We start from the raw sequence: 26,282 nt of genomic DNA, 5'->3' as shown, positions 1-26,282 counted from the left end.
CTCTCATCGACTATTTGCGCAATAGGCGCAGACCATTGAATACCACCAGCAGGCTCACGCCCATGTCGGCAAACACCGCCATCCACATGGTGGCCATGCCCAGGAAGGTGACGGCAAGGAAGATCGCCTTGATCACCAGCGCCAGGGCGATGTTCTGCTTGAGGATACTCGACGTTTGCCGCGACAGCCGAATGAATGCCGGAATCTTGCGCAAGTCATCGTCCATCAGCGCCACATCGGCAGTCTCGATGGCGGTGTCGGTACCGGCCGCTGCCATGGCAAAACCGATCTCGGCACGGGCCAGGGCCGGCGCGTCGTTGATACCGTCGCCAACCATGCCAACACGGTGCCCCTTGCCGTAGAGGGTTTCGATGGCTTGCAGCTTGTCGGTAGGCAACAGGTCGCCCTGGGCCTGATCGATGCCGACCTGAGCCGCAATCGCCTGGGCGGTGTGGGTGTTGTCGCCAGTGAGCATCAGGGTTTTGATGCCCAGGTCATGCAGTTGCTGGATCGCTTCGCGGCTGCTGTCCTTGACGGTGTCAGCCACGGCGAACAGCGCCATCGGGCCAGACTTGTCCAACAGCAGGACCACAGACTTGCCTTGTTTTTCCAGGGCGAAGAGTTTTTCTTCCAGGGCTTGCGAACACAGGTTCAGGTCTTCCACCAGACGGTGGTTGCCCAGGTAGTAGGTTTCGCCATTGATGTCGCCACGCACACCGCGACCGGTCAGGGCCTCGAAGTTATCCACAGCGTGCACCGGCAGCTTCTTATCCACAGCCGCATTAGCGATAGCCAGGGACACCGGGTGATCGGAACGCGCCGCCAGGCTCGCAGCCAGGGCCGGTGCCGTGCCTTCAATGTTGGGGAACAGCGCCAGGTAATCGGTTTGCACCGGTTTGCCATGGGTGATGGTGCCGGTCTTGTCCAAGGCCAGGTAGTCGAGTTTGTAACCGCCCTCCAGGTACACACCGCCCTTGATCAGGATGCCTTTGCGAGCGGCGGCGGCCAGGCCGCTGACGATGGTCACCGGCGTGGAAATCACCAGCGCACACGGGCACGCGACCACCAGCAGTACCAGCGCGCGATAGATCCAGTCGAACCAGGCGCCCGCCATGAACAGCGGCGGGATCAGCGCCACGCCCAAGGCGAAGAGAAACACCGCCGGGGTGTAGATTTTGGAGAAGCTGTCGACAAACCGCTGGGTCGGCGCTCGCGAACCCTGAGCCTGCTCCACGGCGTGGATGATCCGCGCCAGGGTGGAGTTGTTGGCTGCCGCCGTGACCTTGTACTCCAGAGAGCCGGCCTGGTTGATGGTGCCGGCGAAGACTTTGTCGCCCACGGTCTTTTCGATCGGCAGGCTTTCACCGGTAATTGGCGCCTGGTCGATGGTGGACTGGCCGGAGGTGACTTCACCGTCCAGGCCAATGCGCTCGCCGGGACGAACCCGCACGATGGCACCCAGTTCGATGGTTTTGGCTTCCTGCTCAGCCCAGCTTCCGTCAGCCTGGCGCACCGTGGCTTGCTCCGGCGTCATCTGCATCAGGCCACTGATGGCGTTGCGTGCACGGTCGAGGGACTTGGCCTCGATCAGCTCAGCCACGGTAAACAGGAACATCACCATCGCCGCTTCGGGCCACTGGCCGATGAGGATCGCGCCAGTCACGGCGATGCTCATCAGGGCATTGATGTTCAGGTTAAGGTTTTTCAGGGCAATCCAGCCCTTCTTGTACGTGGTGAGGCCACCGCTGAAGATCGACACCAGCGCCACCAAGGCAATCACCCACGTAGGGGCGGCGTTGGTGAAGTGCAGCACTTCGGCCCCCAGGGCACCGATGCCGGACAAGGCCAGCGGCCACCAGTGCTTCTTCGCAGGCGGCGCGGCCGGGGCCACACCCTCTTCGATAGGGTCGGCCTGCATGCCGATGGATTTGATGGCCTCGATGATCGGCGTAGTGCTCGGCAGATCATGGGTCACACCGAGGATACGGTTGATCAGGTTGAATTCCAGTTGCTGCACACCGGCGAGCTTGCCCAGTTTGTTCTGGATCAGGGTTTGCTCGGTGGGGCAATCCATGGCTTCGATACGGAAGGTGCTCAACCGCGAGCCCGCAGTCGGGGCTTCGCTCAGCTTTACCAGCGCAGGCGCAGCGTTGCTGGAGCAGCAGGAACCGCCGTGGCTGACATGGTCGTGCTTTTCCTTTTGCACAGGCTTGAGCTTTGCGCCGTGATCATGGCTATGACCATGGTCGTGGTCGTGGTCGTGGTCGTGGTCGTGGTCGTGGTCGTGGCCAGCATGGGCCTTGTTCGGGGTGTGAATGGAATCGCTCATTGGTCGCGTCCGTAAAGGTGCCTGTTGCCAAGTAAAGACCCTGTAGCCACTATAGGGTCAAGCACCCTTTTGGAGATTGCTGCGATGAAGATCGGCGAATTGGCAAAACTGACGGATTGCCAGGTGGAAACCATCCGTTATTACGAGAAAGAAGGCCTGCTGCCACCGCCTGCGCGCAGTGACGGCAATTATCGCCTGTACACCCAGGCCCACACCGAACGGCTGACCTTCATCCGCAACTGCCGCAGCCTGGACATGACCCTGGAAGAAATCCGCAGCCTGCTGGGTTTACGCGACAGCCCCCAGGACCAGTGCGAAAGCGTCAACGCGTTGATCGACGAACACATCCACCACGTCAAGGCGCGGATTGATGGGCTGATGGCGTTGCAGGAGCAACTGCTGGTCCTGCGCCAACGCTGTGGCGCAGGGCCAGAGGCCGATCAATGCGGGATTTTGCAGCGCCTGGAAGTCAGCGGAGGGGTGACGGCGAGTGAAGCGGAGCATTCCCATGTAGGCAGAAGCCACGGGCATTAAAAACGCCCCTGTGGCGAGCGGGCTTGCCCGCGTTGGGCTGCGCAGCAGCCCCATAAAGGCCACTGCGGATTTACTGACTGATCGCGGCGGCTGACTTAGGGCCGCTTCGCGCCCCAACGCGGGCAAGCCCGCTCGCCACAGAGATCGACTTGCTTGTCAGACCGCCATCGGTGCCGTCATCGGCGCATGGTGCTCGTAACCTTCCAGCGAGAAATCGCTCGGCTCGATCAACTCCAGCCACTCAGGCTGGTACACACCGGTCTTGGCAAACTCCGGCACGCGATCACTGATCACCAGCTTCGGCGCAGCAAACGGCTCGCGCTTGAGCTGTTCGTTGAGCATGTCCAGGTGATTCTCGTAGACGTGGGCATCACCGATGAAATAGGTGAACCAGCGCGGCGTGTAGCCGGTCAGGCGGCCGATCAGGCTCAGCAACGCAGCGCCTTCGGTCAGGTTGAACGGCGTGCCCAGACCCAGGTCGTTGGAACGGATGTAGAGCGTCAGGGAAATTTCCCGGGTTTCGACATTCGGATGGAACTGGTACAACAAGTGGCACGGCGGCAGGGCCATTTCATCGAGCTGGGCGCAGTTCCAGCCATGAAACAGGATACGGCGGCTGCCCGGGTCCTTGATGATGGTGTCAACGCACTGGCGAATCTGGTCGATGGCCTTGTACAGCACCACATAGGCCTGGCCGTTTTCTTCGCCTTCAGCGATTTGACGGTAACCCTGAGCCAGTGTTTGCTCGATCGCCGCCTGATTGCTCAGCGGGATCTGCTTGTACGCCGGCCATTTGCGCCATTGCACACCGTAGATCTCGCCAAGGTCGTCGTCGCCCTGGCGGAACGGGTTGGCCAACCACTGGGCGTTTTCGTTGGCATTCTGGTCCCAGACCTTGCAGCCCAGGGCGCGGAATTCGGCGGCGTTGTTCACCCCACGCAGAAAACCGCACATCTCGCCGATAGCCGACTTGAAGGCCATCTTGCGGGTGGTGATCGCAGGGAAACCTTCCTGCAGGTCAAAGCGCAACATCGCACCGGGAAAGCTGATGGTGTTCACGCCAGTACGGTTGGCCTGTTTGGTGCCGTTCTTGATGACGTGGGAAACCAGGTCGAGATATTGCTTCATGACAGTACCTGTATCGTTGAAGCCGAGGCCCTTGAGCCTCGGCGTTCGAGTTTAAAGCGCGGTGTTCTTGATCGGTTGCGGGCGATTGTAAGCCCACCACAGCATGCCCAGGCCGGACAGAATCATCGGCAAGCTGAGAACCTGACCCATGGTCAGCCAACCAAACGCCAGGTAGCCCAACTGCGCATCCGGTACCCGTACGAACTCGACGATAAATCGGAAGATCCCGTAGAACAACGCGAACATGCCCGATACCGCCATGGTAGGGCGTGGTTTGCGCGAGAAGATGTAAAGGATCAGGAACAGTGCCACGCCTTCCAGGGCGAACTGGTACAGCTGCGACGGGTGGCGCGGCAGTTGCGCCGGGTCGCTGAACGGTGGAAACACCATGGCCCACGGCACGTCAGTCGGCTTGCCCCACAACTCAGCGTTGATGAAGTTGCCAATGCGCCCGGCGCCCAGGCCGATCGGCACCATTGGCGCGACAAAGTCCATCAGCTGGAAGAACGACTTGCCGTTACGCCGGCCAAACCACCAGGCCGCGATCATCACGCCGATAAACCCACCGTGGAATGCCATGCCGCCCTTCCACACCTCGAAAATCAGGGTCGGGTTGGCGATGTAGGCACTCAGGTCGTAGAACAGCACATACCCCAGTCGTCCGCCGACGATGACCCCCATCGACATCCAGAACACCATGTCGGAGAGTTTCTCCTTGGTCCAGGTCGGGTCGAAACGGTTCAGGCGCCGGGAAGCCAGCAGCCAGGCACCGCCGATACCGATCAGGTACATCAACCCGTACCAGTGGATTTTCAGCGGACCGATGGCCAGGGCCACCGGGTCGATCTGCGGGTAAGGCAGCATTGCGACTCCTCGTTAAATCATTCGTTATTGCGCCCGGACCATGCCGGTGCGCGATTAAGCCTTCGTTACAGCCACTTTTTTACAACAAGAAGTTCAAACCCACGCAAAACAACAAGCCGTCGAACAATGGCTGCTCGCAAAATCAGACGGGCATGTTAACGGAAGGAAGGCATGCGGCCCAACTGGATACGATGGATAGCCGACGGTTCTGTGGGTAGAGTGGTGAAAAACACAAAGGGATCACCTTATGTGCCTGATTGTTTTTGCCTGGCGGCCGGGTCACGCCCAACCGCTGATCGTCGCGGCCAACCGTGATGAATTCTATGCTCGGCCCAGCCTGCCGCTGGCCCAATGGCCGGACACACCCCACGTTTATGCCGGACGGGACCAAGAGGCGGGTGGAACCTGGCTGGGGGTTGGCGCAGATGGACGCTTTGCGGCGCTGACCAATATTCGTGATCCGCACCAGCCGCCGGCACGCAAATCCCGAGGGGAGTTGGTGGCGCGATTTCTCAGCGGTTCGCTGCCGGTTGACGACTATTTGGCCGACGTTAACGGTAGATCGATTGAATATGCCGGGTTCAACCTGTTGATCGGGACACGGGATGAGTTGTGGCATTACAACGCCAATGAGTCGGCGCCCACTCAATTAGTCGCGGGCATTTATGGGCTATCCAATGCCGGGCTTGATACGCCGTGGCCGAAGCTGCTCAAGGCCAAGGCGGCGTTGATCGAAGTGCTGGATGATCCGCAACCTGAAGCCTTGCTGGGCATCTTGAACGACCCGCAGACCGCGTCTTTTGCCGACTTGCCGGATACCGGCGTGGGCTTGGCGACCGAGAGCCTGCTGTCGAGCGTGTTTATTGCCAGCCCCAGTTATGGGACGCGGGCGAGTACGGCGTTGATTGTGAATGCCGATGGAACACGGCATATCGTTGAGCGCAGTTTTGGGCCGTATGGTGGGCAGTTGGGCGAAGTCGAACTCAATATCTGAGCATCCCACAAATCAAATGTGGGAGCGGGCTTGCTCGCGAAGACTGTAGCCGCTGCCGAGGCACGAGGCTGCGATGCGTGTCAGCAGGACCGCCCTTGGGGCCACTGCGTCGGAATGCCGCACCAAACCCATCGCAGCCTCATTCTTCGGCAGCGGCTACAGTCTTCGCGAGCAAGCCCGCTCCCACATTTTGATTGGGGACAGACCCTAAAATCCGGTTAGAGGGTCTTCGCCGAAGCCGGATTGATCATCCGCGCCAACCCAAGGTTTTTCAGTGCCAGTTGCAGCGAGCTGTGGATAACTTGCGGGTTGTCGATGGTCATCAGCTCCGCCAGCATTTCCTTGGCCCGGCTCAGATTGATCTGACGCAGCATCCATTTCACTTTCGGCAGGTTGGTGGCGTTCATCGACAGGCTGTCAAAGCCCATCGCCATCAACAGCACCGCCGCTGCCGGGTCACCGGCCATTTCCCCGCAGATACTCACCGGCTTGCCTTCGGCATGGGCGTCGCGCACCACGTTCTGCAAGGCTTGCAGCACCGCAGGGTGCAGGTAGTCGTAAAGGTCGGCCACCCGTGGGTTATTACGGTCCACCGCCAGCAGGTACTGGGTCAGGTCGTTGGAGCCAACGGAGAGGAAGTCCACCTGCCGTGCCAGCTCCTTGGCCTGGTACACCGCCGCCGGGATTTCGATCATCACGCCAATCGGCGGCATCGGCACATCGGCGCCTTCGTCGCGCACTTCGCCCCAGGCCCGGTGGATCAGGTGCAGGGCCTCTTCCAGCTCGTGGGTGCCGGAGATCATCGGCAACAGGATGCGCAAGTTGTTCAGGCCTTCGCTGGCCTTGAGCATGGCGCGGGTCTGAACGAGGAAAATTTCAGGATGGTCGAGGGTAACGCGAATACCGCGCCAGCCGAGGAAGGGGTTGTCTTCCTTGATAGGGAAATACGACAGTGACTTGTCGCCGCCAATGTCCAGGCTGCGCATCGTCACCGGTAACGGATGGAAGGCGGACAGTTGCTCGCGATAAATCGCCAGCTGCTCCTTCTCACTCGGAAAGCGCTGGTTGATCATGAACGGCACTTCGGTGCGGTACAGCCCCACTCCTTCCGCGCCGCGCTGTTGCGCACGGGCCACATCCGCCAGCAGCCCAGTGTTGACCAGCAGCGGTACACGGTGGCCATCAAGGGTCACACACGGCAACTCGCGCAGGGCGTCGAGGCCCTGGGACAGCTGGCGCTCCTCTTCCACCACTTCGGCGTACTGCTTGCGCAGCACTTCGCTGGGGTTGGTGTAGACCTCGCCGTGGTAGCCGTCGACGATCATTTCGATGCCGTCGACCTTGGAGTACGGCAGGTCCACCAGGCCCATCACCGTCGGAATGCCCATGGCCCGGGCCAGGATCGCGACGTGGGAGTTGCCGGAACCCAATACCGAAACCAAGCCCACCAGTTTGCCTTCCGGCACTTCGCCGAGCATGGTGGCGGTCAGTTCTTCACTGATCAGGATGGTGTTGTCGGGGTAGACCAGTGTGGTGGAGCGCTCTTCCTGCAGGTAAGCCAGCAGACGGCGACCGAGGTCTTTCACGTCCGAGGCACGCTCACGCAGGTAGGCGTCGTCCATCAGTTCGAAACGGTTGACGTGATCGGTGACCACCTGGCGCAACGCGCCCTGCGCCCACTGGCCGGTCTTGATCACGTCCTTGACTTCGCTGCCCAGGGACGCGTCGTCGAGCATCATCAGGTAAACATCGAACAACGCACGCTCTTCGGGACGCAGCTGGGTGGCCAGCTTGGTCGACAGCGTACGCATATCGTTGCGCACGCCTTCGAGGGCGGTCTTGAACAGTTTGATTTCGGCGTCGATGTCGGTGATGGTCTTGTCCGGCACCACATCGAGATCGGCCGCCGGCAGCATGACCACCGCCGTACCGACGGCAGCACCGGGCGAGCCGGGCACGCCGACAAATTTGGCTTCCTGGATGCCCTTGCCCTGGCGCCCCAGGCCGCGAATCGAGCCCGTTGCTTCGGCGTGGGCGATAACCCCGGCTAATTGCGCGCTCATCGTCACGAGAAAGGCTTCTTCACCTTCGTCGAACTGGCGGCGCTCTTTCTGCTGGATGACCAACACACCGACAACGCGGCGGTGGTGAATGATCGGTGCACCGAGGAACGAGGCGTAGCGCTCTTCGCCGGTTTCGGCAAAGTAGCGATAACGCGGGTGATCCGCGGCGTTTTCGAGGTTCAGGGGTTCTTCACGCGTCCCCACCAGGCCCACCAGACCTTCATTGGGCGCCATGCTGACCTTGCCGATGGAGCGCTTGTTCAAGCCCTCCGTCGCCATCAGCACAAAACGGTTGGTCTCGGGGTCCAGCAGGTAAACCGAGCAGACCTGGCTGCCCATGGCTTCCTTGACGCGCAACACAATAATCCCCAACGCCGCCTTGAGATCCTTGGCGGAGTTAACTTCCTGGACGATCTTGCGCAGCGTATTGAGCATGGCTCGGGGTCGAACTCCGTCATCAGTCGCGCGATAAAAGGCGCGGGGCAAGCTCTTTAAGAGCGCGACGATAAACTTCGCGCTTGAATGTCACCACCTGGCCCAACGGATACCAATAACTGACCCAGCGCCAGCCATCAAATTCCGGTTTACCGGTCAAATCCATCCGCACCCGCTGCTCATTGGAGATCAGGCGCAGGAGAAACCATTTCTGTTTCTGGCCGATGCACAGCGGTTGGCTGTGGGTACGCACCAGACGTTGCGGCAAACGATAGCGCAACCAGCCTCGGGTGCAGGCGAGAATTTGCACATCTTCGCGTTCAAGGCCTACTTCTTCGTTCAACTCGCGGTACAAGGCATCTTCAGGGGTTTCGTCGGGGTTGATTCCACCTTGAGGAAACTGCCAGGCATCTTGGTTGATACGGCGAGCCCATAGCACCTGTCCGGCATCATTCGTAAGAATAATCCCGACATTAGGACGGAAACCATCGGGGTCGATCACGGCAACAACCTCGCAAACGCATGTCGCCGCATTGTTCCACAAAGGTTGTTCCAGCGGCAACGAGGCTGCTTACCTTATGTGCACTCTTGTGAAAAGACCGTATTCTGGACGCCTTTTTACAGACTTTTCAGCGAGTAACTGCAATGCGTCTGGCTTTATTCGACTTGGACAACACACTCTTGGGCGGCGACAGCGACCACGCTTGGGGCGATTACCTGTGTGACCGCGGGATTCTCGACGCGGTGGCCTACAAAGCCCGTAACGACGAGTTCTACCAGGACTATCTGGCGGGCAAGCTGGATAACGCGGCTTATCTGAACTTCTGCCTGGAAATCCTCGGCCGTACCGAGATGGCTCAGTTGGACGAATGGCACAACGACTACATGCGCGATTGCATCGAGCCGATCATGTTGCCCCAGGCCGCTGAGTTACTGGCCAAGCACCGGGATGCCGGTGACAAGCTAGTAATCATCACCGCCACCAACCGCTTCGTCACCGCGCCGATTGCCGAGCGTTTGGGAGTTGAAACCTTGATCGCGACGGAATGCGAGATGGCCGATGGCCGTTACACCGGCCGCAGCACTGACATTCCGTGCTTTCGCGAAGGCAAGGTGACGCGGCTGAATCGCTGGCTGGAAGAGACCGGGTATAGCCTGGAAGGCAGCTATTTCTACAGTGACTCGATGAATGATTTGCCGCTGCTGGAGCAGGTGACACACCCGGTGGCGGTGGATCCGGATCCGAATTTGCGGGCTGAGGCCCAGAAGCGTGGCTGGCCGGTGATTAGCCTGCGCGGCTGATAACCCTGTGGCGAGCGGGCTTGCCCGCGTTGGGCTGCATAGCAGCCCCAATCAAGGGCACTGAGCTCTCCCAGACAGAATGAGGCGGCTGGATTTGGGGCTGCTTCGCAGCCCAACGCGGGCAAGCCCGCTCGCCACAGGGTCCAAAACCTTTAAACCGGCTTGGCACCCATCAATCCCGCTATCGCCACAAACCCCACCAGGCTGACTACCGCCAGTGCCAAGGTGAAGTTCAGACTCCCCGAACCGCCCAACCGCAGGCGATTCAACCGCGCCACCAACCAGAACCAGCTCAGCGCTGCCACGGTGTAGATCAGGCTGGAGCCCAGGATCCAGGTCTGCCCCAGCGGCCAGCCGATCAAATGCACCAGCCACCAGCCGGTGAACGGCATGCTCACCACGCAGATCCCCATCAACAGCCAGACAAACGCCCACGGGCGTTGCACGGTGTAGGCAGGGCCTGCGCTGCGTTTGCGCCAGGCCAGCACGGCGAGCGCCAGGCCACTGAGCAGCAGCAAGACCGTGGCAGCAATGTGGATCACTTTGAGGGTTGTCAGCGTTTCCATGTTCTCGATTCCTTAAAGGCCGCCCAGTCAGCGTAGTCGCTCAACCGAGGAAGAGTTGATAGGCCGGGTTATCGCTTTCATCCCAATACGGGTAGCCGATTTCTGCCAGCGCCGCGGGTACCAGATGACGCTCGTCGGCCGGCACTTGCAGCCCGGCCACCACGCGACCGTCAGCCGCGCCGTGGTTGCGGTAGTGGAACATCGAGATGTTCCAGCGCCCGCCCAACTTATGGAGAAAGTTGAACAGCGCACCGGGACGCTCCGGAAACTCGAAGCGAAACACCACTTCATCACTGACCCGCGCCGCATGGCCGCCGACCATATGACGGATGTGCAGCTTGGCCAGTTCATTTTCCGTCAAATCCAGCACCGGGAAACCTTGGCTGGTGAGGCTGGCGATCAATGCGCTGCGCGGATCGTTTTCCGGGTGGGTCTGCACGCCGACGAAAATGTGCGCTTCGCGCCCCGAGTGATAACGGTAGTTGAACTCGGTGATCTGGCGCTTGCCCACCGCCTCGCAGAAGGCCTTGAAGCTGCCTGGCTGCTCAGGGATGGTCACGGCGATGATGGCTTCGCGGCCTTCACCCAGCTCGGCGCGCTCGGCCACATGCCGCAAGCGGTCGAAGTTGACGTTGGCGCCAGAGTCGATGGCCACCAGGGTCTGCCCGGTGACGCCACGGGTTTCCACGTACTTCTTGATCCCGGCCACGCCGAGGGCGCCCGCCGGTTCGGTGATGGAGCGGGTATCGTCGTAGATGTCCTTGATCGCCGCACAGATTTCATCGGTGCTGACGGTAATCACTTCATCCACATAGTCCTTACAGATGTCGAAGGTGTGCTGGCCGATCTGCGCCACCGCCACGCCGTCGGCGAAGATACCCACGGTCGGCAATACCACCCGCTCACCGGCGGCCATGGCGGCTTGCAGGCAATTGGAGTCGTCCGGTTCGACGCCGATGATCTTGATCTCTGGGCGCAGGTACTTCACGTAGGCTGCGATACCGGCGATCAGGCCACCGCCACCGACCGGAACAAAAATAGCGTCCAGCGGCCCTGGATGCTGGCGCAGAATCTCCATCGCCACGGTGCCCTGCCCGGCAATAGTGTGCGGATCATCGTAAGGGTGAATGTAGACGTAGCCTTTTTCGTCGACCAACTTCAGCGAATACGCCAACGCTTCGGGGAAAGAGTCGCCGTGCAGCACTACTTTGCCACCACGGGAACGCACGCCTTCGACCTTGATCTCCGGCGTGGTCTTGGGCATCACGATGGTGGCCTTGACCCCCAGCACCTTGGCCGCCAGGGCAAGGCCCTGAGCATGGTTGCCCGCCGAGGCGGTGACCACGCCGCGCGCGCGCTCTTCGGCCGTCAGTTGGGTCAGCTTGTTATAAGCGCCACGAATCTTGAAGGAGAACACCGGCTGCAAGTCTTCGCGCTTGAGCCAGACCTTGTTGCCCAGCCGCTCGGAGAGCTGGCGAGCGGTCTGCAATGGGGTTTCTACGGCAACGTCATAAACGCGCGAGGTGAGGATCTTCTTGACGTACTGTTCGAGCATCGGAAAGCATCACTGAGCGGGTTGGGCAGGGCCAAGGAGTCTAACCCAGCGTTTGGCCGGGCGACCACACGAATCCAGAGGTTTTGTTGGGTTATACTCGCGCCCCTCTTTACTCCCCGCCCGTTCCGGAGCCCGCATGACCCAGGATCAACTCAAACAGGCAGTGGCCCAGGCCGCCGTCGATTTAATCCTTCCTAAACTCGACGATAAAAGCATCGTCGGTGTCGGCACCGGCTCCACCGCCAACTGCTTTATCGATGCGCTGGCCCTGCACAAGGGCGCGTTCGACGGCGCGGTTGCCAGTTCCGAAGCCACTGCCGCACGGCTCAAGGGCCATGGCATTCCGGTGTATGAGCTAAACACCGTGAGCGACCTGGAGTTCTACGTCGACGGCGCCGATGAAAGCGACGAGCACCTGAACCTGATCAAGGGCGGCGGCGCAGCCCTGACCCGCGAGAAGATCGTCGCGGCCGTGGCCAAGACCTTTATCTGCATCGCTGACGCCAGCAAGCTGGTGCCAGTGCTCGGCGCATTCCCACTGCCGGTGGAAGTGATCCCGATGGCCCGCAGCCACGTGGCTCGCGAGCTGGTGAAACTGGGCGGCGACCCGGTGTACCGCGAAGGCGTGCTGACCGACAACGGCAACATCATTATCGATGTGTTCAACATGCAGATCACCAACCCGGTGGAGCTGGAGCGTCAGATCAATGCCATCGTGGGCGTGGTCACCAATGGTTTGTTTGCCGCGCGTCCTGCGGATGTGTTGCTGCTGGGCACCTCGGAAGGCGTGAAAACCCTCAAGGCTTGATTGCAGGTGCAGCCAGACCGGCTATTCGCTGGGCGCGCAGTGGATGTTCTGATCAGGGTTTCTTGAAGATATAGAACAGGTTCGGCTCACTGACCATATACAGCGTGCCATCGTTGTCCATCGCAATCCCTTCGGCCTGAGGCACACGCTTGCTCAGGCCATGGCGCCCCTTGAGCAGGGACAAACTGCTCAAGGGACGACCGTCGATATCCAGTTCCAGCACCAGGAACGACTCATCGGACAGCGCCAGTAAATGGCCGCTGCGCTCATCGTATTGCAGGCTGGACAGGTCGCGGACAAACAACCCGGCATCACGTTTGGGGTTGTTGACGACGTGCACCGAGTAGGTTTTTTCTGGCTTGAAGTGAGGAAAACCGTGCACTTCGTAGATCAGCATCGGGTCCCGTTCCTTGGCGACAAACAGGCGCTTGCCCACCGAATCATAGGCCAGGCCTTCAAAGCCTTTGTTGCCGCTCAGGTGAACGCCGAGGGTCATTTGTTCGGCATCGGCGATATCGAGAAACTGCGTGCCCTCTTCCAGATGGATCTTGATCAGCCGCTGCTCACGCTCATCACTGATGACATAGGTGTCCTCGCTGATGAACTCTACCGCCTCGGCATCGCCAAACCCGATCAGCGGGATACGCCGCAGGAGCTTGCCATCCAGGGACAGCTCGATCAGCTCGGCATCCTTATTGGTCACGGTAAACAGGCTGTTGCGCACCGGGTCGTAGGTCAGGGCCGAGACATCATCGTCCAGGCCATCGATGGCCTGCGCTTCCAGCACCACGCGATAATCCGCCAGGCCAATGGAGCGTTCGTCGGCCGGGTGGCGCCAGACCTGCCAGTTGAACCAGGCGCGTTCGAATAAACGGAATTGCTGCGCGACCACCCCAGAGGCAACCAGGGCGATCAGCACAAGAATGAAAAAAGCTGGTTTGGGGCGGGTAAATCGACGCATCAGGGCGGGCTCAAGGCAAAAACTGGCGAATGAATATCACACTCTTCTGAATTTAAACTTAAACACACCCTCATGCCTGCTGAATGGCGCAGATAGAGAAAGGTCCGACGCAATCAGTCTGTTATTTCTGTTTCTCGAAACGATAGAACAGGTTTGGCTCGCTAACCATGTACAACGTGCCGTTTTCGTCCATGGTCACTCCCTCCGCACGGGGAATGGTGTCTTTCAGCCCGTTGAAACCGCCAAGCAGGACCATGAAGCTGACCTGCTCGCCTTTTTCATCCAGCTCCAGTAGCAGATGAGAGTCGGCTGACAACGCCAGCATATGGCCAGTGCGCGGATCGATGCTCAAGGCAGAGAGGTTGCGCATGTCCAATTCGTCGCTGGACTGCTTCTGCTTGTCGCCGATCAGCGTCTGGCTGCCGTCGCTTTTCCAGGTGAACAAAGCCGGCGGACGCTCTTCGCCCAACACCAACTGCTGGTTGCGCTTGTCCCAGGTGACGGCCTCAAAGGCTTTGTTCTGGTTCTTGGACGGACCCAGGTCGTAAGTCGGGAAGTCCGCGAAGGTCAGTTGCTGGGTGTTGGCGTCGACCTTGATCAGGGTCAGGGTGTGCATGCGCTCATCGACAATGGCCATGACGCCATTTTCCATCACTGTCACGCCTTCCGGGTTGTTCCAGCCCACCAGCGGCATTTTGCGCAGCACATCGCCTTGCAGGGTCAGTTCCACGAGGAACGGATTTTTTCCCATTACCGAAAATAAGGTCTTGGTCTGGGGGTTGTAGGTCAGGTCCGAGGCTTCGTCCTTCTCCATACCGGGCAGCAGCTTGGCATCGATCACCGCATGGTAGTCCGGGAGCCAGATACTTTCCTGGCGCTCCGTCGGTGTTTCGAAATGCTCCTCCACCCACAACACGCCACGATCGTCCCAATGCATCAACCAGGAAACACCATAGGTGATCACCCCGACGAGCAACAACCAAGAGTACCAGCGCATGAAGAAACGTGAACGACGAGCGGGCTTTGAGGTGGGAACGGGCACGGCCATTGGGAGAGCTTTCCAGAAAGTCAGCTATAGGGGATAGCACAGGATCAACAAGCCTGCGCGCAGAAGGCCGACAATTATCCCGGTGGCGTGTGAAAAAAATGCAAAAGGGTCTCTACAGGCACACGCAAAACAATGTGGGAGCGGCGGTGCGACGATTCGACTTGCTCGCGAATGCGGAGTGTCAGTCAAACATGCATCAACTGATCCACCGCTTTCGCGAGCAAGCCCGCTCCCACATTGACCGCGTCGGGTTAGCGAACGCTGCTTTCGAAGCGACTCACGCCCGGCAATTCCAGCACCAGCTCATCACCCACATTCAATGGGCCAACGCCCACCGGCGTGCCGGTCAGGATCACATCACCGGCCTGCAGCGAGAAGCACCCGGCCATGTGTTGGATCATCGGGATGATCGGGTTGAGCATGATCGCGCTATTACCGTCCTGGCGCACTTCGCCATTGATGGTCAGGCGAATGCCAATGTCGGTCAGGTCCGGGAAGGTACTGCCCACCACGAAGGGGGCAATCACTGCCGCACCGTCGAAGGACTTGGCGATTTCCCACGGCAGGCCCTTGGCCTTGAGCTCGGCCTGCTTGTCACGCAGGGTCAAATCCAGGGCAGGGGCGAAACCGGAGATAGCATCCAGCACTTCTTCACGGCTTGGTTGGGTGGACAGCGGCTTGCCGATCAACACCGCGATTTCCGCTTCGTAATGCACCGAACCGCGTTCGGTAGGAATGGTGAAACCACCTTCCAGCGCCACCACGCAGCTGCCCGGCTTGATGAATAGCAGGGGTTCGGTGGGCACCGGATTGTCCAGCTCCTTGGCGTGTTCGGCGTAGTTGCGCCCAATACACACCACTTTTCCCAAGGGAAAGTGGATGTTGGTCCCGTCGACATACTTGTGCTGATAGCTCATTGACCGACTCCTCTGGCGTGACCGTTAAACAGCGAAGATCTTGCCCGGGTTCATGATCCCGTTGGGGTCGAACACCGCCTTCACTGCCTTCATGTATTCAATTTCAACCGGGGAACGGCTGTAAGTCAGGTAATCGCGTTTGGTCATGCCCACGCCGTGTTCGGCGGAGATCGAACCGTTGTACTTCTCGACGGTTTCGAACACCCACTTGTTGACGGTGGCGCATTTGGCGAAGAACTCGTCCTTGGACAGGTTATCCGGCTTGAGGATGTTCAAATGCAGGTTGCCGTCGCCGATGTGGCCGAACCAGACGATTTCGAAGTCCGGGTAGTATTCGCCGACGATCGCGTCGATTTCCTTCAGGAAAGCCGGCACTTTCGACACAGTAACCGAGATGTCGTTCTTGTACGGCGTCCAGTGGGAAATGGTCTCAGAGATGTATTCGCGCAGCTTCCACAGGTTGTGCAGCTGGGTTTCGCTCTGGCTCATCACACCATCCAGCACCCAGCCTTGCTCGACGCAGTGTTCAAAGGTTTCCAGGGCGTGGTTGGCCACTTCTTCGGTGGTCGCTTCAAATTCCAGCAGCGCGTAGAACGGGCATTCGGATTCAAACGGCGCCGGCACGTCGCCACGGGCGAGGACCTTGGCCAGGGCCTTGTCGGAGAAGAACTCGAAGGCGGTCAGATCCAGTTTGCTCTGGAAGGCGTGCAGCACGGGCATGATCGAGTCGAAGTCGGCGGTGCCGAGGACCATCGCCGTGAGGTTTTTCGGCGCGCGGTCCAGGCGCATGGTCGCTTCGACCACAAAGCCCAGGGTGCCTTCGGCACCGATAAACAGTTGGCGCAGGTCGTAGCCGGTGGCGTTCTTGATCAAGTCTTTGTTCAGTTCCAGCAGGTCGCCCTTGCCGGTGACCACTTTCATGCCGGCCACCCAGTTGCGGGTCATGCCGTAGCGAATCACCTTGATCCCACCGGCATTGGTGCCAATGTTGCCGCCGATCTGGCTGGACCCGGACGAGGCGAAGTCCACCGGGTAGTACAGGCCTTTTTCTTCGGCCAGGTTCTGCAATTGCTTGGTGACCACGCCCGGCTGGCACACGGCGGTGCGGTCGGTGAGGTTCACATCGAGGATCTGGTTCATGTAGTCGAACGACACCACCACTTCGCCATTGGCAGCAACTGCGGCCGCTGACAAACCGGTACGACCACCGGATGGCACCAGCGCCATCTTGTGTTCATTGGCCCAGCGGACAATGGCCTGCACCTGTTCGGTGGTCTTGGGGAAGACGATGGCGACGGGGGCCGGGGCGAAATGCTTGGTCCAATCCTTGCCGTAAGCATTCAGGGAGTCGGCATCGGTCAGGACCTTGCCTGGCTCAACCAGGGTCTTTAGCTCATCAATCAGGGCAGGATGGGTCATCGACAGAACTCTCGAACAATTCATGGTCATCCTGAGAACGCTTCACGTCGCAGGAATGGGTGTTTAGCGGGGGACGTATGCTAGCATACCGCCCCCGCAGGACAGAGCCCAAGGGCGTTCTGCGATGACGGCTTTCCTGCCGTCCGGGTCAGCTCTTGTGCACTGATTCAGGGCACTAACTGCTCGATTCCCTGCCATTTTTCTCCGGGATACAGGTTTACGCAGATGAGCAAGACTTCTCTCGATAAGAGCAAGATCAAGTTCCTTCTTCTGGAAGGCGTCCACCCATCGGCCGTCGACGTCCTGAAGGCCGCCGGGTACACCAGCATTGAGTACATCACCAGTTCTCTGCCGGAAGCCCAGCTCAAGGAAAAGATCGCCGATGCACACTTTATCGGCATTCGCTCCCGCACTCAGCTGACCGAAGAAATCTTCGATCACGCCAAGAAGCTTGTCGCTGTAGGTTGTTTCTGCATCGGCACCAACCAGGTCGACCTCAATGCAGCGCGCGAGCGCGGCATCGCGGTGTTCAACGCACCGTACTCCAACACCCGTTCCGTCGCGGAGCTGGTGCTGGCTGAAGCGATCCTGCTGTTGCGCGGCATCCCTGAGAAGAACGCTTCCTGCCACCGTGGCGGCTGGATCAAGAGCGCAGCCAATTCCTTCGAAATCCGCGGCAAGAAGCTGGGTATCGTGGGTTACGGCTCGATCGGCACGCAATTGTCGGTATTGGCTGAAGGCCTGGGCATGCAGGTGTTCTTCTACGACACCCTGACCAAGCTGCCGCTGGGCAACGCCACTCAAGTGGCCAGCCTGACCGAATTGCTGGGCATGTCGGATATCGTCACCCTGCACGTTCCTGAAACCGCTGAAACCCAGTGGATGATCGGCGAGAAAGAAATCCGCGCTATCAAGAAAGGCGGGATCCTGATCAACGCCGCTCGCGGTACCGTGGTCGAGCTGGATGCCCTGGCCAACGCGATCAAGGACAAGCACCTGATCGGCGCCGCCATCGATGTGTTCCCGGTAGAGCCTCGCTCCAACGACGACATCTTCGAAAGCCCGCTGCGTGGCCTGGACAACGTGATCCTGACCCCGCACATCGGCGGTTCTACCGCTGAAGCCCAAGCCAACATCGGCCTGGAAGTGTCGGAGAAGCTGGTCAAGTACAGCGACAATGGTACGTCGGTGTCCTCGGTCAACTTCCCGGAAGTGGCGCTGCCGGCTCACCCTGGCAAGCACCGTCTGCTGCACATCCACCAGAACATTCCGGGTGTGATGATGGAGATCAACAAGGTCTTCGCGGAAAACGGCATCAACATTTCCGGTCAGTTCCTGCAGACCAACGAGAAAGTCGGCTACGTGGTTATCGACGTAGACGCCGAGTACTCGGACCTGGCGCAAGAGAAGCTGCAGCACATCAACGGCACTATCCGTAGCCGCGTGTTGTTCTAATCTTGTAGGAGCGGGCTTGCCCGCGAAAAACGTTAACGAAAACGCGTGCATCCTGGATGCACGCAGCGCCCTCAGGTTTTTCGCGAGCAAGCTCGCTCCTACAAATAAAAGAACGGGAGCCCCGCAAGGGGCTCCCGTTCTTTTATTTCACATTAACCGTGATGACTTTCGACTCTACCGTCGGGTTGAACTGCATGTGCAGCTTGTCTCCGGCCACCAGTTGCAAAGTGTGCTTGCCTGGGGTGAGGGTCAATTCGGTTTCGGTCTGGGCCTTGCCGTAGTGAATCACGGTGTCGGTAGCCGGGATAGGCACGCTGGCGTCTGGCAGTGCTTTCTGATCTACCAGCAGGTGGTGGTGGCCAGTGCCTGGGGTCTGGTCGGTGGCAGGCGCCAGCTTCAAGCCTTCCATGCCGAACTTCACGGTGAAGGTTTTATCGACCGTGGCGCCATCTTTCGGCGAGACGATAAACACTTTGGCACCTTCCGGTGGCGCACTGCGTGGGATACCGTCGGCGGCGGTTGCCAGCATCGAAGCACCCAGTAGCAGGCTGGCCAGCGTTATACGAGATACATTTGCACGGGACAAAAAGGCGTTCATTCGCTTCTCCAGTTTTTCGGTGAAATCTGTAGGGTTATGACAACTTCGCGACAAATTGCTGTCCAAGGCACTCAACACCATAGCAAAGCGAGCCTGAACGGCACCTCGCTCATTAGAATTCTTTAGGAGTGACCATGCGGTTTCTGCCTGGCCTGTTACTTTTGTTTCCCCTTATGAGCCCCTTGGCTCACGCCGAATTGATCGACGATGTGTTTGATCGCGGTGAATTGCGTATTGCCCTTGAAGCCAACACGCCGCCGTTCAACTTCAAGGAGGGAGATAAACTCACAGGCTTTGAAGTGGAACTGGGTGAGTTGCTGGCCCACGAGATGGACGTACGCGCCTCCTTCATCACCGCCGATGACACCGACTTGCTGCCCGGCGTGGAAAGCGGCAGGTACGACGTGGCGATCAACCACATCGCTATGACTCCTGAACTGCAAGATCGGTTCGATTTCAGTGAGCCCTACAGCTACTCCAACGCGCAGTTGATTGTGCGCAAGCAGGAAAAGCGTCCGCTGAGCAGCTTCGAGGCACTCAAGGGCAAGGCATTGGGCGTGGCCCAAGGCAGTCAGTTTGTCGAGCAGGCGCGCACCGCTGAAGGTGTGGACCTGCGCAGCTATCCTGATGCCAAACAGCCGATCAAAGACGTCGCTGACCAGCAGATTGATGCGGCCATCAGTGATCGTTTGCTGATTCCCTACGCGATTCGCGACAGTCAGTTGCCGGTGAAAGAAGGGGCGGCAGTCGGGCCGACGTTGAGCCTGGCGATCCCATTCCAGAAGGGTAATCCAGCGTTCAAGGCCAGCCTGGACAAGGCGTTGCAGCGCGTGAAAGCCGATGGCCGGCTGACGGCGCTGTCGGAGAAGTGGTTTGGGATGGATGCAAGCAAACCGGTGGCGAAGGCCCAATAAGCGATTCGGTCAATGTGTGGTTTGCCTGCGATAACGGTTGTAGCCGCTGCCGAGGTACGAGGCTGCGATGCGTGTCCGCAGGACCGCCCCGGGGCCGCTTCGTCGGAATGCCGCACCAAACCCATCGCAGCCTCGTACCTCGGCAGCGGCTACAGACGCATTCGCAAGCGCATATCAGGTCAGTGGCAAGTTCGAGAATTGCACCAAAGCCTGCGCCGCCTCGGGCAGCTCCAGCTCACTGAACACCATCACCCCATAGCGCTTGAGCAGCGCCGCCGTCACCCCTTCGCCGCTTACCTTTACCCCGGTGAACGTGCCGTCATAGGTCAACAGGTTGCCACACGACGGACTGTTGGCCTTGAGCACGGCGATACGGATGCTGTGGCGCTGCACCAATGCCAACGCCTGACGGGCACCGTTGAGAAAGGCTTCGCTGAAATCTTCACCGTCAGCCGTCAGCACCTGTGCGCGGCCTTCCCAGACATCGATCCCCTGCCCGCCCGGAATCTCGGCAGACGGTCGTGGCGTCGGCAAGCCACCGGCCACTTCCGGGCACACCGCGACTACTCGACCTTCGGCCTGCCAGGCTGCCAGTTGATCGAATGGCCCACTGGCCCCGCCGTCGTAACGTACCCGGTGCCCGAGCAGGCAGCGGCTGATCAGAATTTTTTCCATCATTAAAATGGCTCGTTGCCCCGCCGGCGAAACCAGCCCGTCAAGGACAGGCGTTCGCGGACGGCGGGCAGGACTTCGTGGGGCACTTCCCCCGACAGGAACACCACCAGGCAACCACCCGTGGGCACCACATCGTATTCAACGTTGTCATTGAGGTACATACGCAACTGGCCGCCGTGCTCAGGCAACCAGGCGTCGTTCAGATAGACCACTGCCGAGACCATGCGGCGGTCGTCATCACGAAAGCGGTCGACATGCTTGAGGTAAAACGCCCCCGGCGGGTACATCGCGAAATGGCTTTCGAAATCCTCCAGGCCCAGAAACAAGCCACGGTTCATCGCCAGTCGCAGGCTGTCCATCAGGTTGAGATACGTGTCACAAATCGCCGCCTGGCCGGGCTCCAGCCACTGAATATGGTCACCCCGAATCCCCTCGCGAATCTCCTGGAACGGCCCGCGCCCGACAGCCGCTGGTGCCAATTCCCCTTCGGCGGCACGTTTATGGCACTCAGCCGCCAGTTCGAGGGTCAGAACCTCGGGCAGAAAGATGTTCTGCTGCGACCAGCCTTTCACGGCCAGGTCGTCGACAATGCTCAGCAGCAGCGGGTGATCGTAGGGTATTTGCATGGCGCGCATAGTATCCATACGCCTTTGAATCCGACAGAGCCGCCGAGCGTCTGAATACACTTTAGTCAGGTGACTGATAGGACTTCTCGACAAATCCTACGCCCGACACGGACAATAGTGGCCGACTGACAGGAGTCCATATGCGTCGTTTGTTTTTTTCCTTGCTGATGTTCTGTGTTTTGCCCGCCTGGGCAGACAGCCATGACCAGTTGTACACGGTCGCCGGCTGGCCAGAACAACGCGCGCATTTCAATGACGCCTTGAGTGCGGCCCAGCAACGCTACCGCAACAGCTTGCCGCCCGCCGTGTACCAGGCGCTGGTGGATAACAGCAGTAAACGCTTCGCGCCCAAGGCCATGGATCAGCGAGCCGAAGCCCAGTTACGCAAGAACCTGGCGGATCCTGCGCCGGCCCTGGCGTTTTTCCAAACGCCCCTGGGTCGCAAGATTGTCGCCGCCGAGCTGCTGGCGACCCGTCGTGATCAATTGGCGAAAAATGCCCAGGGCCTGCCGCAGATGAAAGCAGACGCTACCCGCAGCCTGATCATCGGCCACCTGGCCCAGGCCCTGCCCGCCCGTGAAGCCGGTGCGGAAGTCAGCCTGGCGATTGCCGGTGTGGCGGCCGACAGCTTGAGCCAGATGATCCCCGGCCTGCTCGGTGGCGGTCAGGCACAAGGCATGTTGAATGGTCAGCGCGAGCGATTGATGCAGCAGATCGGCAATGACCTGAACAACACGCTGCTGTATGTCTATCGGGATCTGTCCGACCCTGAGCTGGAAGAGTTCGCTACGTTCGCCGAGTCGCCGGAGGGTAAGGCGTATTACCAGGCGGCGCTGGCGGCGATCCGCGCCGGCCTGGCAGTCGGGCAAAGCACTTCAAGCCTGGCGCCTTGATCACCTGATCACCCGATCACCTGTAGCCGCTGCCGAGGAACGAGGCTGCGATGCGTGTCCGCAGGACCGCCCCAAGGGCCGCTTCGTCGGAATGCCGCACCAAACCCATCGCAGCCTCGTACCTCGGCAGCGGCTACAGGGATCGATTAGTTCAAATGGTCGGTGAGGTACTTGAAGTACTCCTGCCGGATCTCCGGAAGCTCATTGGCCAAATGATGCCTGCCCCGAGGCAGCATCAGGATCTCCGGCTGATCGAACTTCCCTCGCAGCACCTGCAAGTTGTGCTGCCAATCCACCGTCATGTCTTCCTCACCCTGCACAATCACCGGCCGGCGCGTGCTGCGGGGTGCGGCTTCGATGCGTTTGATCCAACGTGCCAGCGCTCCTACCCAGGCGGTGGGCAGTTGGCGTGGCTGCAAGGGGTCGGCCTCCAGGAACGGCTTGAACTGCGGGTCGTTGGTGTTATCGCTGAAACGTCGGGCGATGCCTTTGACAAAAGGCCTGAGCAGGTAATAGCTGAGCTGCGACCAGCCCCAGGCACGCGGGCGAACCAGGGGTGACAACAGGAATGTCTTGCCCTGTGCCGGACTGTCCACGCCGTCGCTGAGCAGATGATCCACCACAATAGCCCCGCCGGTACTTTGCCCGAACAGGTGCCAGGGTTGCGGCAGTTGCAGCGCCCTGGCCTGCTCAAACAGTGCCTGCACCACCTGCTGATACACCGCGAAATCATCGATGCTTGCCCGTTCGCCACTGGACAAGCCATGGCCTGGCAGATCGCAGGCAATCACCACGAAACCCTGGTCCAACGCCCACTCCACCACATGCCGGTACAACCCCATGTGGTCGTAGAAGCCGTGGTACATAAACATCGTGGCCACCGGTTGCTGCGGCCACCAGACCTGAGCGACCACCTCAAACCCCTCCACGTCGAAACGCCCCAGACGGCTGACCACCGGCACCTTGTGCCCCGGCAGGTCCAGGCCGTAGAAGCGCTGGTAGACCCGGGCTTCGACCGAAAGCGGCTGCGCATCCACCAGAGGCCGCAAGCTTTCGCGTAGATGATCAGGGTCAAAAGTAACGGGCATAAGAGGTTCCAGACTGAGGCTCATTGCACTGAACAGGTTTTATCGACCTGCGATATTCATCTGTCAGGGCAAGCATGGCAAGCTACGCGTCCTGCGAGGATTGATCCGAATGCGACAGCCCTACCGTACAACCTTGTTCGCCAGCCTGATCGCACTCATCTGCGCCGGCGTGCTATGGGCCGCGTATGACTGGTTCCAGGGGCGTTACCTGCGAGCCTTCAGCGAGCACACGGCGGTGTTCTCCGGAGACCTGCTGAAGCTGCCTGCCGACCTCGCCGGCCCCGGGCCCATTCGCCTGGTGCACTTCTGGGACCCGGCCTGCCCGTGCAATGTCGGTAACCAACAGCATCTCAGCGAACTGATCGAACAGTACGCGCCTCAGGGAGTGGAGTTTTATTCCCTGCAAAAATCCGGCAGCCACGGCCAGTTACCCGCCACCCTCGGCACAATGAAAGTCATCAACGCCCTGCCCGGTGCCGAACAGGTGCCTGCCAGTCCCGCCGTGGGCATCTGGGATCGCACGGGCAAGCTGGCGTATTTCGGGCCGTACAGTGAAGGGCTGACCTGTAATTCCAGCAACAGCTTTATCGAACCGATCCTGCAGGCCCTCGAAAACGGCCGTGAGGTCAATGCAACCCACACCCTGGCAGTGGGCTGCTATTGTTCGTGGCCGGAAGGTTTGTAGATCGCGGCCCAACTTTTAATAAGGAATATTAATGAAGCGCGTCTTGCAGGTACTCGCGGTTCTGGTAGTGCTGATCGCCCTCGGCGCCGGCTGGTATGTGTACAGCAAGCAACCAACCCGCCAGGGCACGGTGGAACTTGCCCACCTGCAAGGCTCTGTCACCGTGCGCTACGACGACTGTGGTGTACCGCATATCCGCGCCGAGAACGAGGCCGACCTGTACCGCGCCCTGGGCTTTGTACATGCCCAAGACCGCTTGTTTCAGATGGAAATCATGCGCCGTCTTTCCCGCGGCGAACTGGCCGAAGTGCTGGGGCCGAAGCTGCTGGAAACCGACAAGATGTTTCGTAGCCTGCGCATTCGGGAACGCGCCACCACCTATGTAACCCACATGGATCGTGAGTCAGCCTCCTGGAAGGCCCTGCAAGCCTACCTGGACGGTATCAACCAGTATCAGGACAGCCACGCCAAACCCATGGAGTTCGACGTACTGGGCATCCCCAAGCGCCCATTTACCGCCGAGGACACCATCAGCGTCGCAGGCTACCTCGCCTATAGCTTTGCCGCCGCGTTTCGTACCGAGCCGCTGTTGACCTACGTACGCGATCAGTTGGGCGGCGATTACCTGAAGATCTTCGACCTCGACTGGCAACCCAAGGGCGCGTTGAACCTGGCCGCTGGCGATTGGAAAGACTTGGGCGCTCTCGCCCAATTGAGCGAACACGCCTTGGCCGACAACGGCCTGCCGCAATACGAAGGCAGCAACGCTTGGGCCATCAGCGGCTCCCGGACCAAAAGTGGCAAGCCGTTGCTCGCAGGTGACCCGCATATCCGCTTCTCGGTGCCGTCGGTGTGGTACGAAGCGCAGCTGTCAGCGCCGGGCTTTGAGCTCTACGGCTATCACAACGCCCTGGTGCCCGTGGCGTTCCTGGGGCACAACAAGGATTTCGGCTGGAGCCTGACCATGTTCCAGAACGATGACGTGGATCTGATCGCCGAGAAGGTCAACCCAAACAACCCCAATCAGGTCTGGTACCACGGCCAATGGGTCGACATGACCAGCAGTGAGCAACAGATCGCCGTCAAGGGCCAGGCTCCGGTGACGCTCACCCTGCGCCAATCGCCCCACGGCCCGATCATCAATGACGTGCTTGGCGAGAATGCCGGCAAGACGCCCATCGCCATGTGGTGGGCCTTCCTGGAAACCGACAACCCGATCCTCGAGGGTTTTTACCAACTCAATCGTGCCGACACGCTCGTCAAGGCCCGTAGTGCTGCGTCCAAGGTCCAGGCACCAGGCTTGAATATCGTCTGGGCCAATGCCAAGGGGGATATCGGCTGGTGGGCCGCCGCGCAATTGCCGATCCGCCCGGCCGGGGTCAGTCCCGGGTTTATCCTCGACGGCAGCACGGCCCAGGCCGACAAGCTGGGTTTCTACCCGTTCAGCGCCAACCCACAGGAAGAAAACCCGGCACGGGGTTACATCGTCTCAGCCAATGCCCAACCCGCATCGCCCACCGGCATGGAGATCCCCGGCTACTACAACCTGGCGGACCGCGGCCAGCAGTTGAACGCGCAGTTAAGCGACAACAGCGTGAAGTGGGACCAGGACAATAGCCAGGCCTTGCAACTGGGCACCACCAACGCCTACGGACCACGGTTCATGGCTCCGCTGCTGCCGGTGTTGCGCGATGTGGTCAAGGATCCGGCCGAGATGAAGCTGGTGGAGCAACTGGCGACGTGGAAGGGTGACTATCCGCTGGATTCCACCAGTGCCACGCTGTTCAACCAGTTCCTCTATGACCTGGCGTATGCGGCGATGCATGACAAGCTGGGCGACAACCTTTTTGAAACCCTGATCACCACCCGCGTCATCGATGCTGCCCTGCCACGCCTGGCGGCGTCGCCGGATTCACCGTGGTGGAAGACAAGCCGCGCCGATACCGTCAAGCTCGCCTGGGACAACAGCCTCAAACACCTCAAGGCAACCTTGGGTGATGATCCGGCGCAGTGGCAATGGGGCAAGGCGCATACCCTGACTCACGCTCATCCGTTGGGTTCGCAAAAGCCATTGGACCTCATCGTCAACGTCGGCCCGTTTGCCGCGCCAGGCACCCACGAGGTGCCGAACAACCTGTCCGCCAAGATCGGCCCGGCGCCGTGGCCGGTCAACTACGGCCCTTCCACCCGACGCCTGATCGACTTCGCCGATGCCGCTCACGCGCTGACCATCAACCCAGTGGGACAAAGCGGCGTGCCGTTCGACAAGCACTACTCCGACCAGGCCGAAACCTATATCGAGGGCGGGTATGAACAGGCGCATTTCAATGATGAGGAAGTGACAGCGAATACGCGCGGTACGCTCAAGCTTTTGCCGGCCCGAACGCCGCAGTAACTGAAGAAACAGGGACCCTATGTGGGAGCG

The 26,282-nt window shown here is 59.9% G+C and carries 24 protein-coding genes; 9 read left to right on the top strand and 15 right to left on the bottom strand.

What is annotated here, in order from left to right:
* Positions 1–10: 10 nt before the first annotated feature.
* Positions 11–2,329: a heavy metal translocating P-type ATPase gene (locus J7E41_RS07020; protein ID WP_214991156.1), complete on the bottom strand. Its 2,319-nt coding sequence runs from the start codon at positions 2,327–2,329 to the stop codon at positions 11–13.
* 84 nt (positions 2,330–2,413) lie between these two features.
* Between J7E41_RS07020 and cadR the strand changes: the two genes are divergently transcribed.
* On the top strand, positions 2,414–2,863 hold the full coding sequence (gene cadR, locus J7E41_RS07015) for a Cd(II)/Pb(II)-responsive transcriptional regulator (RefSeq protein WP_155583679.1): 450 nt from the start codon (positions 2,414–2,416) through the stop codon (positions 2,861–2,863).
* 156 nt (positions 2,864–3,019) lie between these two features.
* Here the strand turns inward: cadR and J7E41_RS07010 are convergent, their stop codons facing one another.
* Positions 3,020–3,991 carry a thymidylate synthase gene (locus tag J7E41_RS07010; RefSeq protein WP_169356863.1) on the bottom strand — a complete coding sequence of 324 codons (972 nt, stop codon included), beginning with the start codon at positions 3,989–3,991 and terminating at the stop codon, positions 3,020–3,022.
* 51 nt (positions 3,992–4,042) lie between these two features.
* Positions 4,043–4,855: a prolipoprotein diacylglyceryl transferase gene (gene lgt / locus J7E41_RS07005; protein WP_214991154.1), complete on the bottom strand. Its 813-nt coding sequence runs from the start codon at positions 4,853–4,855 to the stop codon at positions 4,043–4,045.
* Positions 4,856–5,102: 247 nt separating this feature from the next.
* On the opposite strand from lgt, the gene J7E41_RS07000 reads away from it, so the two are divergent.
* Positions 5,103–5,849: an NRDE family protein gene (locus J7E41_RS07000; RefSeq protein WP_214991152.1), complete on the top strand. Its 747-nt coding sequence runs from the start codon at positions 5,103–5,105 to the stop codon at positions 5,847–5,849.
* Between the two features lie 218 nt (positions 5,850–6,067).
* Here the strand turns inward: J7E41_RS07000 and ptsP are convergent, their stop codons facing one another.
* Both ptsP and J7E41_RS06990 read right to left on the bottom strand, forming a co-directional pair.
* On the bottom strand, positions 6,068–8,347 hold the full coding sequence (gene ptsP / locus J7E41_RS06995) for a phosphoenolpyruvate--protein phosphotransferase (RefSeq protein ID WP_214991150.1): 2,280 nt from the start codon (positions 8,345–8,347) through the stop codon (positions 6,068–6,070).
* A 22-nt stretch (positions 8,348–8,369) separates the two neighbouring features.
* Positions 8,370–8,849 carry an RNA pyrophosphohydrolase gene (locus tag J7E41_RS06990; RefSeq protein WP_053128161.1) on the bottom strand — a complete coding sequence of 160 codons (480 nt, stop codon included), beginning with the start codon at positions 8,847–8,849 and terminating at the stop codon, positions 8,370–8,372.
* Between the two features lie 143 nt (positions 8,850–8,992).
* On the opposite strand from J7E41_RS06990, the gene J7E41_RS06985 reads away from it, so the two are divergent.
* Positions 8,993–9,649 carry an HAD family hydrolase gene (locus tag J7E41_RS06985; RefSeq protein WP_214991148.1) on the top strand — a complete coding sequence of 219 codons (657 nt, stop codon included), beginning with the start codon at positions 8,993–8,995 and terminating at the stop codon, positions 9,647–9,649.
* Positions 9,650–9,801: 152 nt separating this feature from the next.
* Here the strand turns inward: J7E41_RS06985 and J7E41_RS06980 are convergent, their stop codons facing one another.
* Together J7E41_RS06980 and ilvA are read right to left on the bottom strand one after the other, a co-directional pair.
* Complete coding sequence (locus J7E41_RS06980) at positions 9,802–10,215, bottom strand: DUF2269 family protein (RefSeq protein ID WP_214991146.1); 414 nt, start codon at positions 10,213–10,215, stop codon at positions 9,802–9,804.
* 40 nt (positions 10,216–10,255) lie between these two features.
* Positions 10,256–11,770, bottom strand: coding sequence for a threonine ammonia-lyase, biosynthetic (ilvA, locus tag J7E41_RS06975; protein ID WP_214991144.1), 1,515 nt, complete (start codon positions 11,768–11,770; stop codon positions 10,256–10,258).
* Between the two features lie 136 nt (positions 11,771–11,906).
* On the opposite strand from ilvA, the gene rpiA reads away from it, so the two are divergent.
* Entirely contained in the window at positions 11,907–12,578 is a 672-nt protein-coding gene (gene rpiA / locus J7E41_RS06970) for a ribose-5-phosphate isomerase RpiA (RefSeq protein WP_133100903.1), read from the top strand.
* Between the two features lie 52 nt (positions 12,579–12,630).
* Here rpiA and J7E41_RS06965 read toward each other — a convergent pair whose 3' ends face one another.
* The 4 genes from J7E41_RS06965 to J7E41_RS06950 all read right to left on the bottom strand — a co-directional run bounded on the left by J7E41_RS06965 (position 12,631) and on the right by J7E41_RS06950 (position 16,923).
* On the bottom strand, positions 12,631–13,539 hold the full coding sequence (locus J7E41_RS06965; RefSeq protein WP_214991142.1) for an SdiA-regulated domain-containing protein: 909 nt from the start codon (positions 13,537–13,539) through the stop codon (positions 12,631–12,633).
* A 121-nt stretch (positions 13,540–13,660) separates the two neighbouring features.
* Complete coding sequence (locus tag J7E41_RS06960) at positions 13,661–14,587, bottom strand: SdiA-regulated domain-containing protein (protein WP_214991140.1); 927 nt, start codon at positions 14,585–14,587, stop codon at positions 13,661–13,663.
* Positions 14,588–14,838: 251 nt separating this feature from the next.
* Positions 14,839–15,504, bottom strand: coding sequence for a fumarylacetoacetate hydrolase family protein (locus tag J7E41_RS06955; protein WP_214991138.1), 666 nt, complete (start codon positions 15,502–15,504; stop codon positions 14,839–14,841).
* 24 nt (positions 15,505–15,528) lie between these two features.
* Positions 15,529–16,923, bottom strand: coding sequence for an FAD-binding oxidoreductase (locus J7E41_RS06950; RefSeq protein WP_214991136.1), 1,395 nt, complete (start codon positions 16,921–16,923; stop codon positions 15,529–15,531).
* A gap of 225 nt (positions 16,924–17,148) precedes the next feature.
* Here J7E41_RS06950 and serA point away from each other — a divergent pair, with 225 nt between their 5' ends.
* Positions 17,149–18,378 (top strand): phosphoglycerate dehydrogenase, encoded by a 1,230-nt coding sequence (gene serA, locus J7E41_RS06945; protein ID WP_155583663.1) that lies wholly within the window; start codon positions 17,149–17,151, stop codon positions 18,376–18,378.
* Between the two features lie 142 nt (positions 18,379–18,520).
* On the opposite strand, the gene J7E41_RS06940 is transcribed toward serA, so the two are convergent.
* A complete protein-coding gene (locus tag J7E41_RS06940; protein WP_214991134.1) occupies positions 18,521–18,976 on the bottom strand; it encodes a DUF4399 domain-containing protein in 456 nt (151 codons plus the stop codon).
* A 134-nt stretch (positions 18,977–19,110) separates the two neighbouring features.
* On the opposite strand from J7E41_RS06940, the gene J7E41_RS06935 reads away from it, so the two are divergent.
* Entirely contained in the window at positions 19,111–19,890 is a 780-nt protein-coding gene (locus J7E41_RS06935) for a transporter substrate-binding domain-containing protein (protein WP_214991132.1), read from the top strand.
* A 174-nt stretch (positions 19,891–20,064) separates the two neighbouring features.
* Here the strand turns inward: J7E41_RS06935 and J7E41_RS06930 are convergent, their stop codons facing one another.
* Together J7E41_RS06930 and J7E41_RS06925 are read right to left on the bottom strand one after the other, a co-directional pair.
* Complete coding sequence (locus tag J7E41_RS06930; RefSeq protein ID WP_214991392.1) at positions 20,065–20,565, bottom strand: DUF523 domain-containing protein; 501 nt, start codon at positions 20,563–20,565, stop codon at positions 20,065–20,067.
* 2 nt (positions 20,566–20,567) lie between these two features.
* Entirely contained in the window at positions 20,568–21,200 is a 633-nt protein-coding gene (locus J7E41_RS06925; RefSeq protein WP_214991390.1) for a 2OG-Fe(II) oxygenase, read from the bottom strand.
* Positions 21,201–21,331: 131 nt separating this feature from the next.
* On the opposite strand from J7E41_RS06925, the gene J7E41_RS06920 reads away from it, so the two are divergent.
* Positions 21,332–22,084, top strand: coding sequence for a DUF2059 domain-containing protein (locus tag J7E41_RS06920; RefSeq protein ID WP_169356880.1), 753 nt, complete (start codon positions 21,332–21,334; stop codon positions 22,082–22,084).
* Between the two features lie 146 nt (positions 22,085–22,230).
* Here J7E41_RS06920 and J7E41_RS06915 read toward each other — a convergent pair whose 3' ends face one another.
* The gene (locus J7E41_RS06915) at positions 22,231–23,172 is read right to left on the bottom strand and encodes an alpha/beta hydrolase (protein WP_214991130.1); all 942 of its coding nucleotides are present in this window, start codon (positions 23,170–23,172) and stop codon (positions 22,231–22,233) included.
* A 109-nt stretch (positions 23,173–23,281) separates the two neighbouring features.
* On the opposite strand from J7E41_RS06915, the gene J7E41_RS06910 reads away from it, so the two are divergent.
* Together J7E41_RS06910 and J7E41_RS06905 are read left to right on the top strand one after the other, a co-directional pair.
* The gene (locus tag J7E41_RS06910; protein ID WP_214991128.1) at positions 23,282–23,857 is read left to right on the top strand and encodes a DUF6436 domain-containing protein; all 576 of its coding nucleotides are present in this window, start codon (positions 23,282–23,284) and stop codon (positions 23,855–23,857) included.
* A gap of 31 nt (positions 23,858–23,888) precedes the next feature.
* Complete coding sequence (locus J7E41_RS06905) at positions 23,889–26,252, top strand: penicillin acylase family protein (protein ID WP_214991126.1); 2,364 nt, start codon at positions 23,889–23,891, stop codon at positions 26,250–26,252.
* Positions 26,253–26,282: the final 30 nt, after the last annotated feature.

It is taken from the genome of Pseudomonas fluorescens, assembly GCF_018614655.1.
GTDB lineage: Bacteria > Pseudomonadota > Gammaproteobacteria > Pseudomonadales > Pseudomonadaceae > Aquipseudomonas > Aquipseudomonas fluorescens_BX.
This window is presented reverse-complemented; position numbering and strand designations above follow the sequence as displayed.

What these genes read in the sequence shown, in the direction of transcription:
- J7E41_RS06955 (WP_214991138.1), bottom strand. Translation starts at nt 15,504, where the DNA reads ATGAGCTATCAGCACAAGTATGTCGACGGGACCAACATCCACTTTCCC.
- ilvA (WP_214991144.1), bottom strand. Translation starts at nt 11,770, where the DNA reads ATGCTCGAACAGTACGTCAAGAAGATCCTCACCTCGCGCGTTTATGAC.
- J7E41_RS06985 (WP_214991148.1), top strand. Translation starts at nt 8,993, where the DNA reads ATGCGTCTGGCTTTATTCGACTTGGACAACACACTCTTGGGCGGCGAC.
- J7E41_RS06905 (WP_214991126.1), top strand. Translation starts at nt 23,889, where the DNA reads ATGAAGCGCGTCTTGCAGGTACTCGCGGTTCTGGTAGTGCTGATCGCC.
- ptsP (WP_214991150.1), bottom strand. Translation starts at nt 8,347, where the DNA reads ATGCTCAATACGCTGCGCAAGATCGTCCAGGAAGTTAACTCCGCCAAG.
- J7E41_RS06960 (WP_214991140.1), bottom strand. Translation starts at nt 14,587, where the DNA reads ATGGCCGTGCCCGTTCCCACCTCAAAGCCCGCTCGTCGTTCACGTTTC.
- rpiA (WP_133100903.1), top strand. Translation starts at nt 11,907, where the DNA reads ATGACCCAGGATCAACTCAAACAGGCAGTGGCCCAGGCCGCCGTCGAT.
- J7E41_RS06930 (WP_214991392.1), bottom strand. Translation starts at nt 20,565, where the DNA reads ATGGAAAAAATTCTGATCAGCCGCTGCCTGCTCGGGCACCGGGTACGT.
- J7E41_RS07010 (WP_169356863.1), bottom strand. Translation starts at nt 3,991, where the DNA reads ATGAAGCAATATCTCGACCTGGTTTCCCACGTCATCAAGAACGGCACC.
- J7E41_RS06925 (WP_214991390.1), bottom strand. Translation starts at nt 21,200, where the DNA reads ATGCGCGCCATGCAAATACCCTACGATCACCCGCTGCTGCTGAGCATT.
- J7E41_RS07000 (WP_214991152.1), top strand. Translation starts at nt 5,103, where the DNA reads ATGTGCCTGATTGTTTTTGCCTGGCGGCCGGGTCACGCCCAACCGCTG.
- J7E41_RS06920 (WP_169356880.1), top strand. Translation starts at nt 21,332, where the DNA reads ATGCGTCGTTTGTTTTTTTCCTTGCTGATGTTCTGTGTTTTGCCCGCC.
- serA (WP_155583663.1), top strand. Translation starts at nt 17,149, where the DNA reads ATGAGCAAGACTTCTCTCGATAAGAGCAAGATCAAGTTCCTTCTTCTG.
- J7E41_RS06980 (WP_214991146.1), bottom strand. Translation starts at nt 10,215, where the DNA reads ATGGAAACGCTGACAACCCTCAAAGTGATCCACATTGCTGCCACGGTC.
- J7E41_RS06940 (WP_214991134.1), bottom strand. Translation starts at nt 18,976, where the DNA reads ATGAACGCCTTTTTGTCCCGTGCAAATGTATCTCGTATAACGCTGGCC.
- J7E41_RS06965 (WP_214991142.1), bottom strand. Translation starts at nt 13,539, where the DNA reads ATGCGTCGATTTACCCGCCCCAAACCAGCTTTTTTCATTCTTGTGCTG.
- J7E41_RS06915 (WP_214991130.1), bottom strand. Translation starts at nt 23,172, where the DNA reads ATGCCCGTTACTTTTGACCCTGATCATCTACGCGAAAGCTTGCGGCCT.
- lgt (WP_214991154.1), bottom strand. Translation starts at nt 4,855, where the DNA reads ATGCTGCCTTACCCGCAGATCGACCCGGTGGCCCTGGCCATCGGTCCG.
- J7E41_RS07020 (WP_214991156.1), bottom strand. Translation starts at nt 2,329, where the DNA reads ATGAGCGATTCCATTCACACCCCGAACAAGGCCCATGCTGGCCACGAC.
- J7E41_RS06910 (WP_214991128.1), top strand. Translation starts at nt 23,282, where the DNA reads ATGCGACAGCCCTACCGTACAACCTTGTTCGCCAGCCTGATCGCACTC.
- cadR (WP_155583679.1), top strand. Translation starts at nt 2,414, where the DNA reads ATGAAGATCGGCGAATTGGCAAAACTGACGGATTGCCAGGTGGAAACC.
- J7E41_RS06935 (WP_214991132.1), top strand. Translation starts at nt 19,111, where the DNA reads ATGCGGTTTCTGCCTGGCCTGTTACTTTTGTTTCCCCTTATGAGCCCC.
- J7E41_RS06950 (WP_214991136.1), bottom strand. Translation starts at nt 16,923, where the DNA reads ATGACCCATCCTGCCCTGATTGATGAGCTAAAGACCCTGGTTGAGCCA.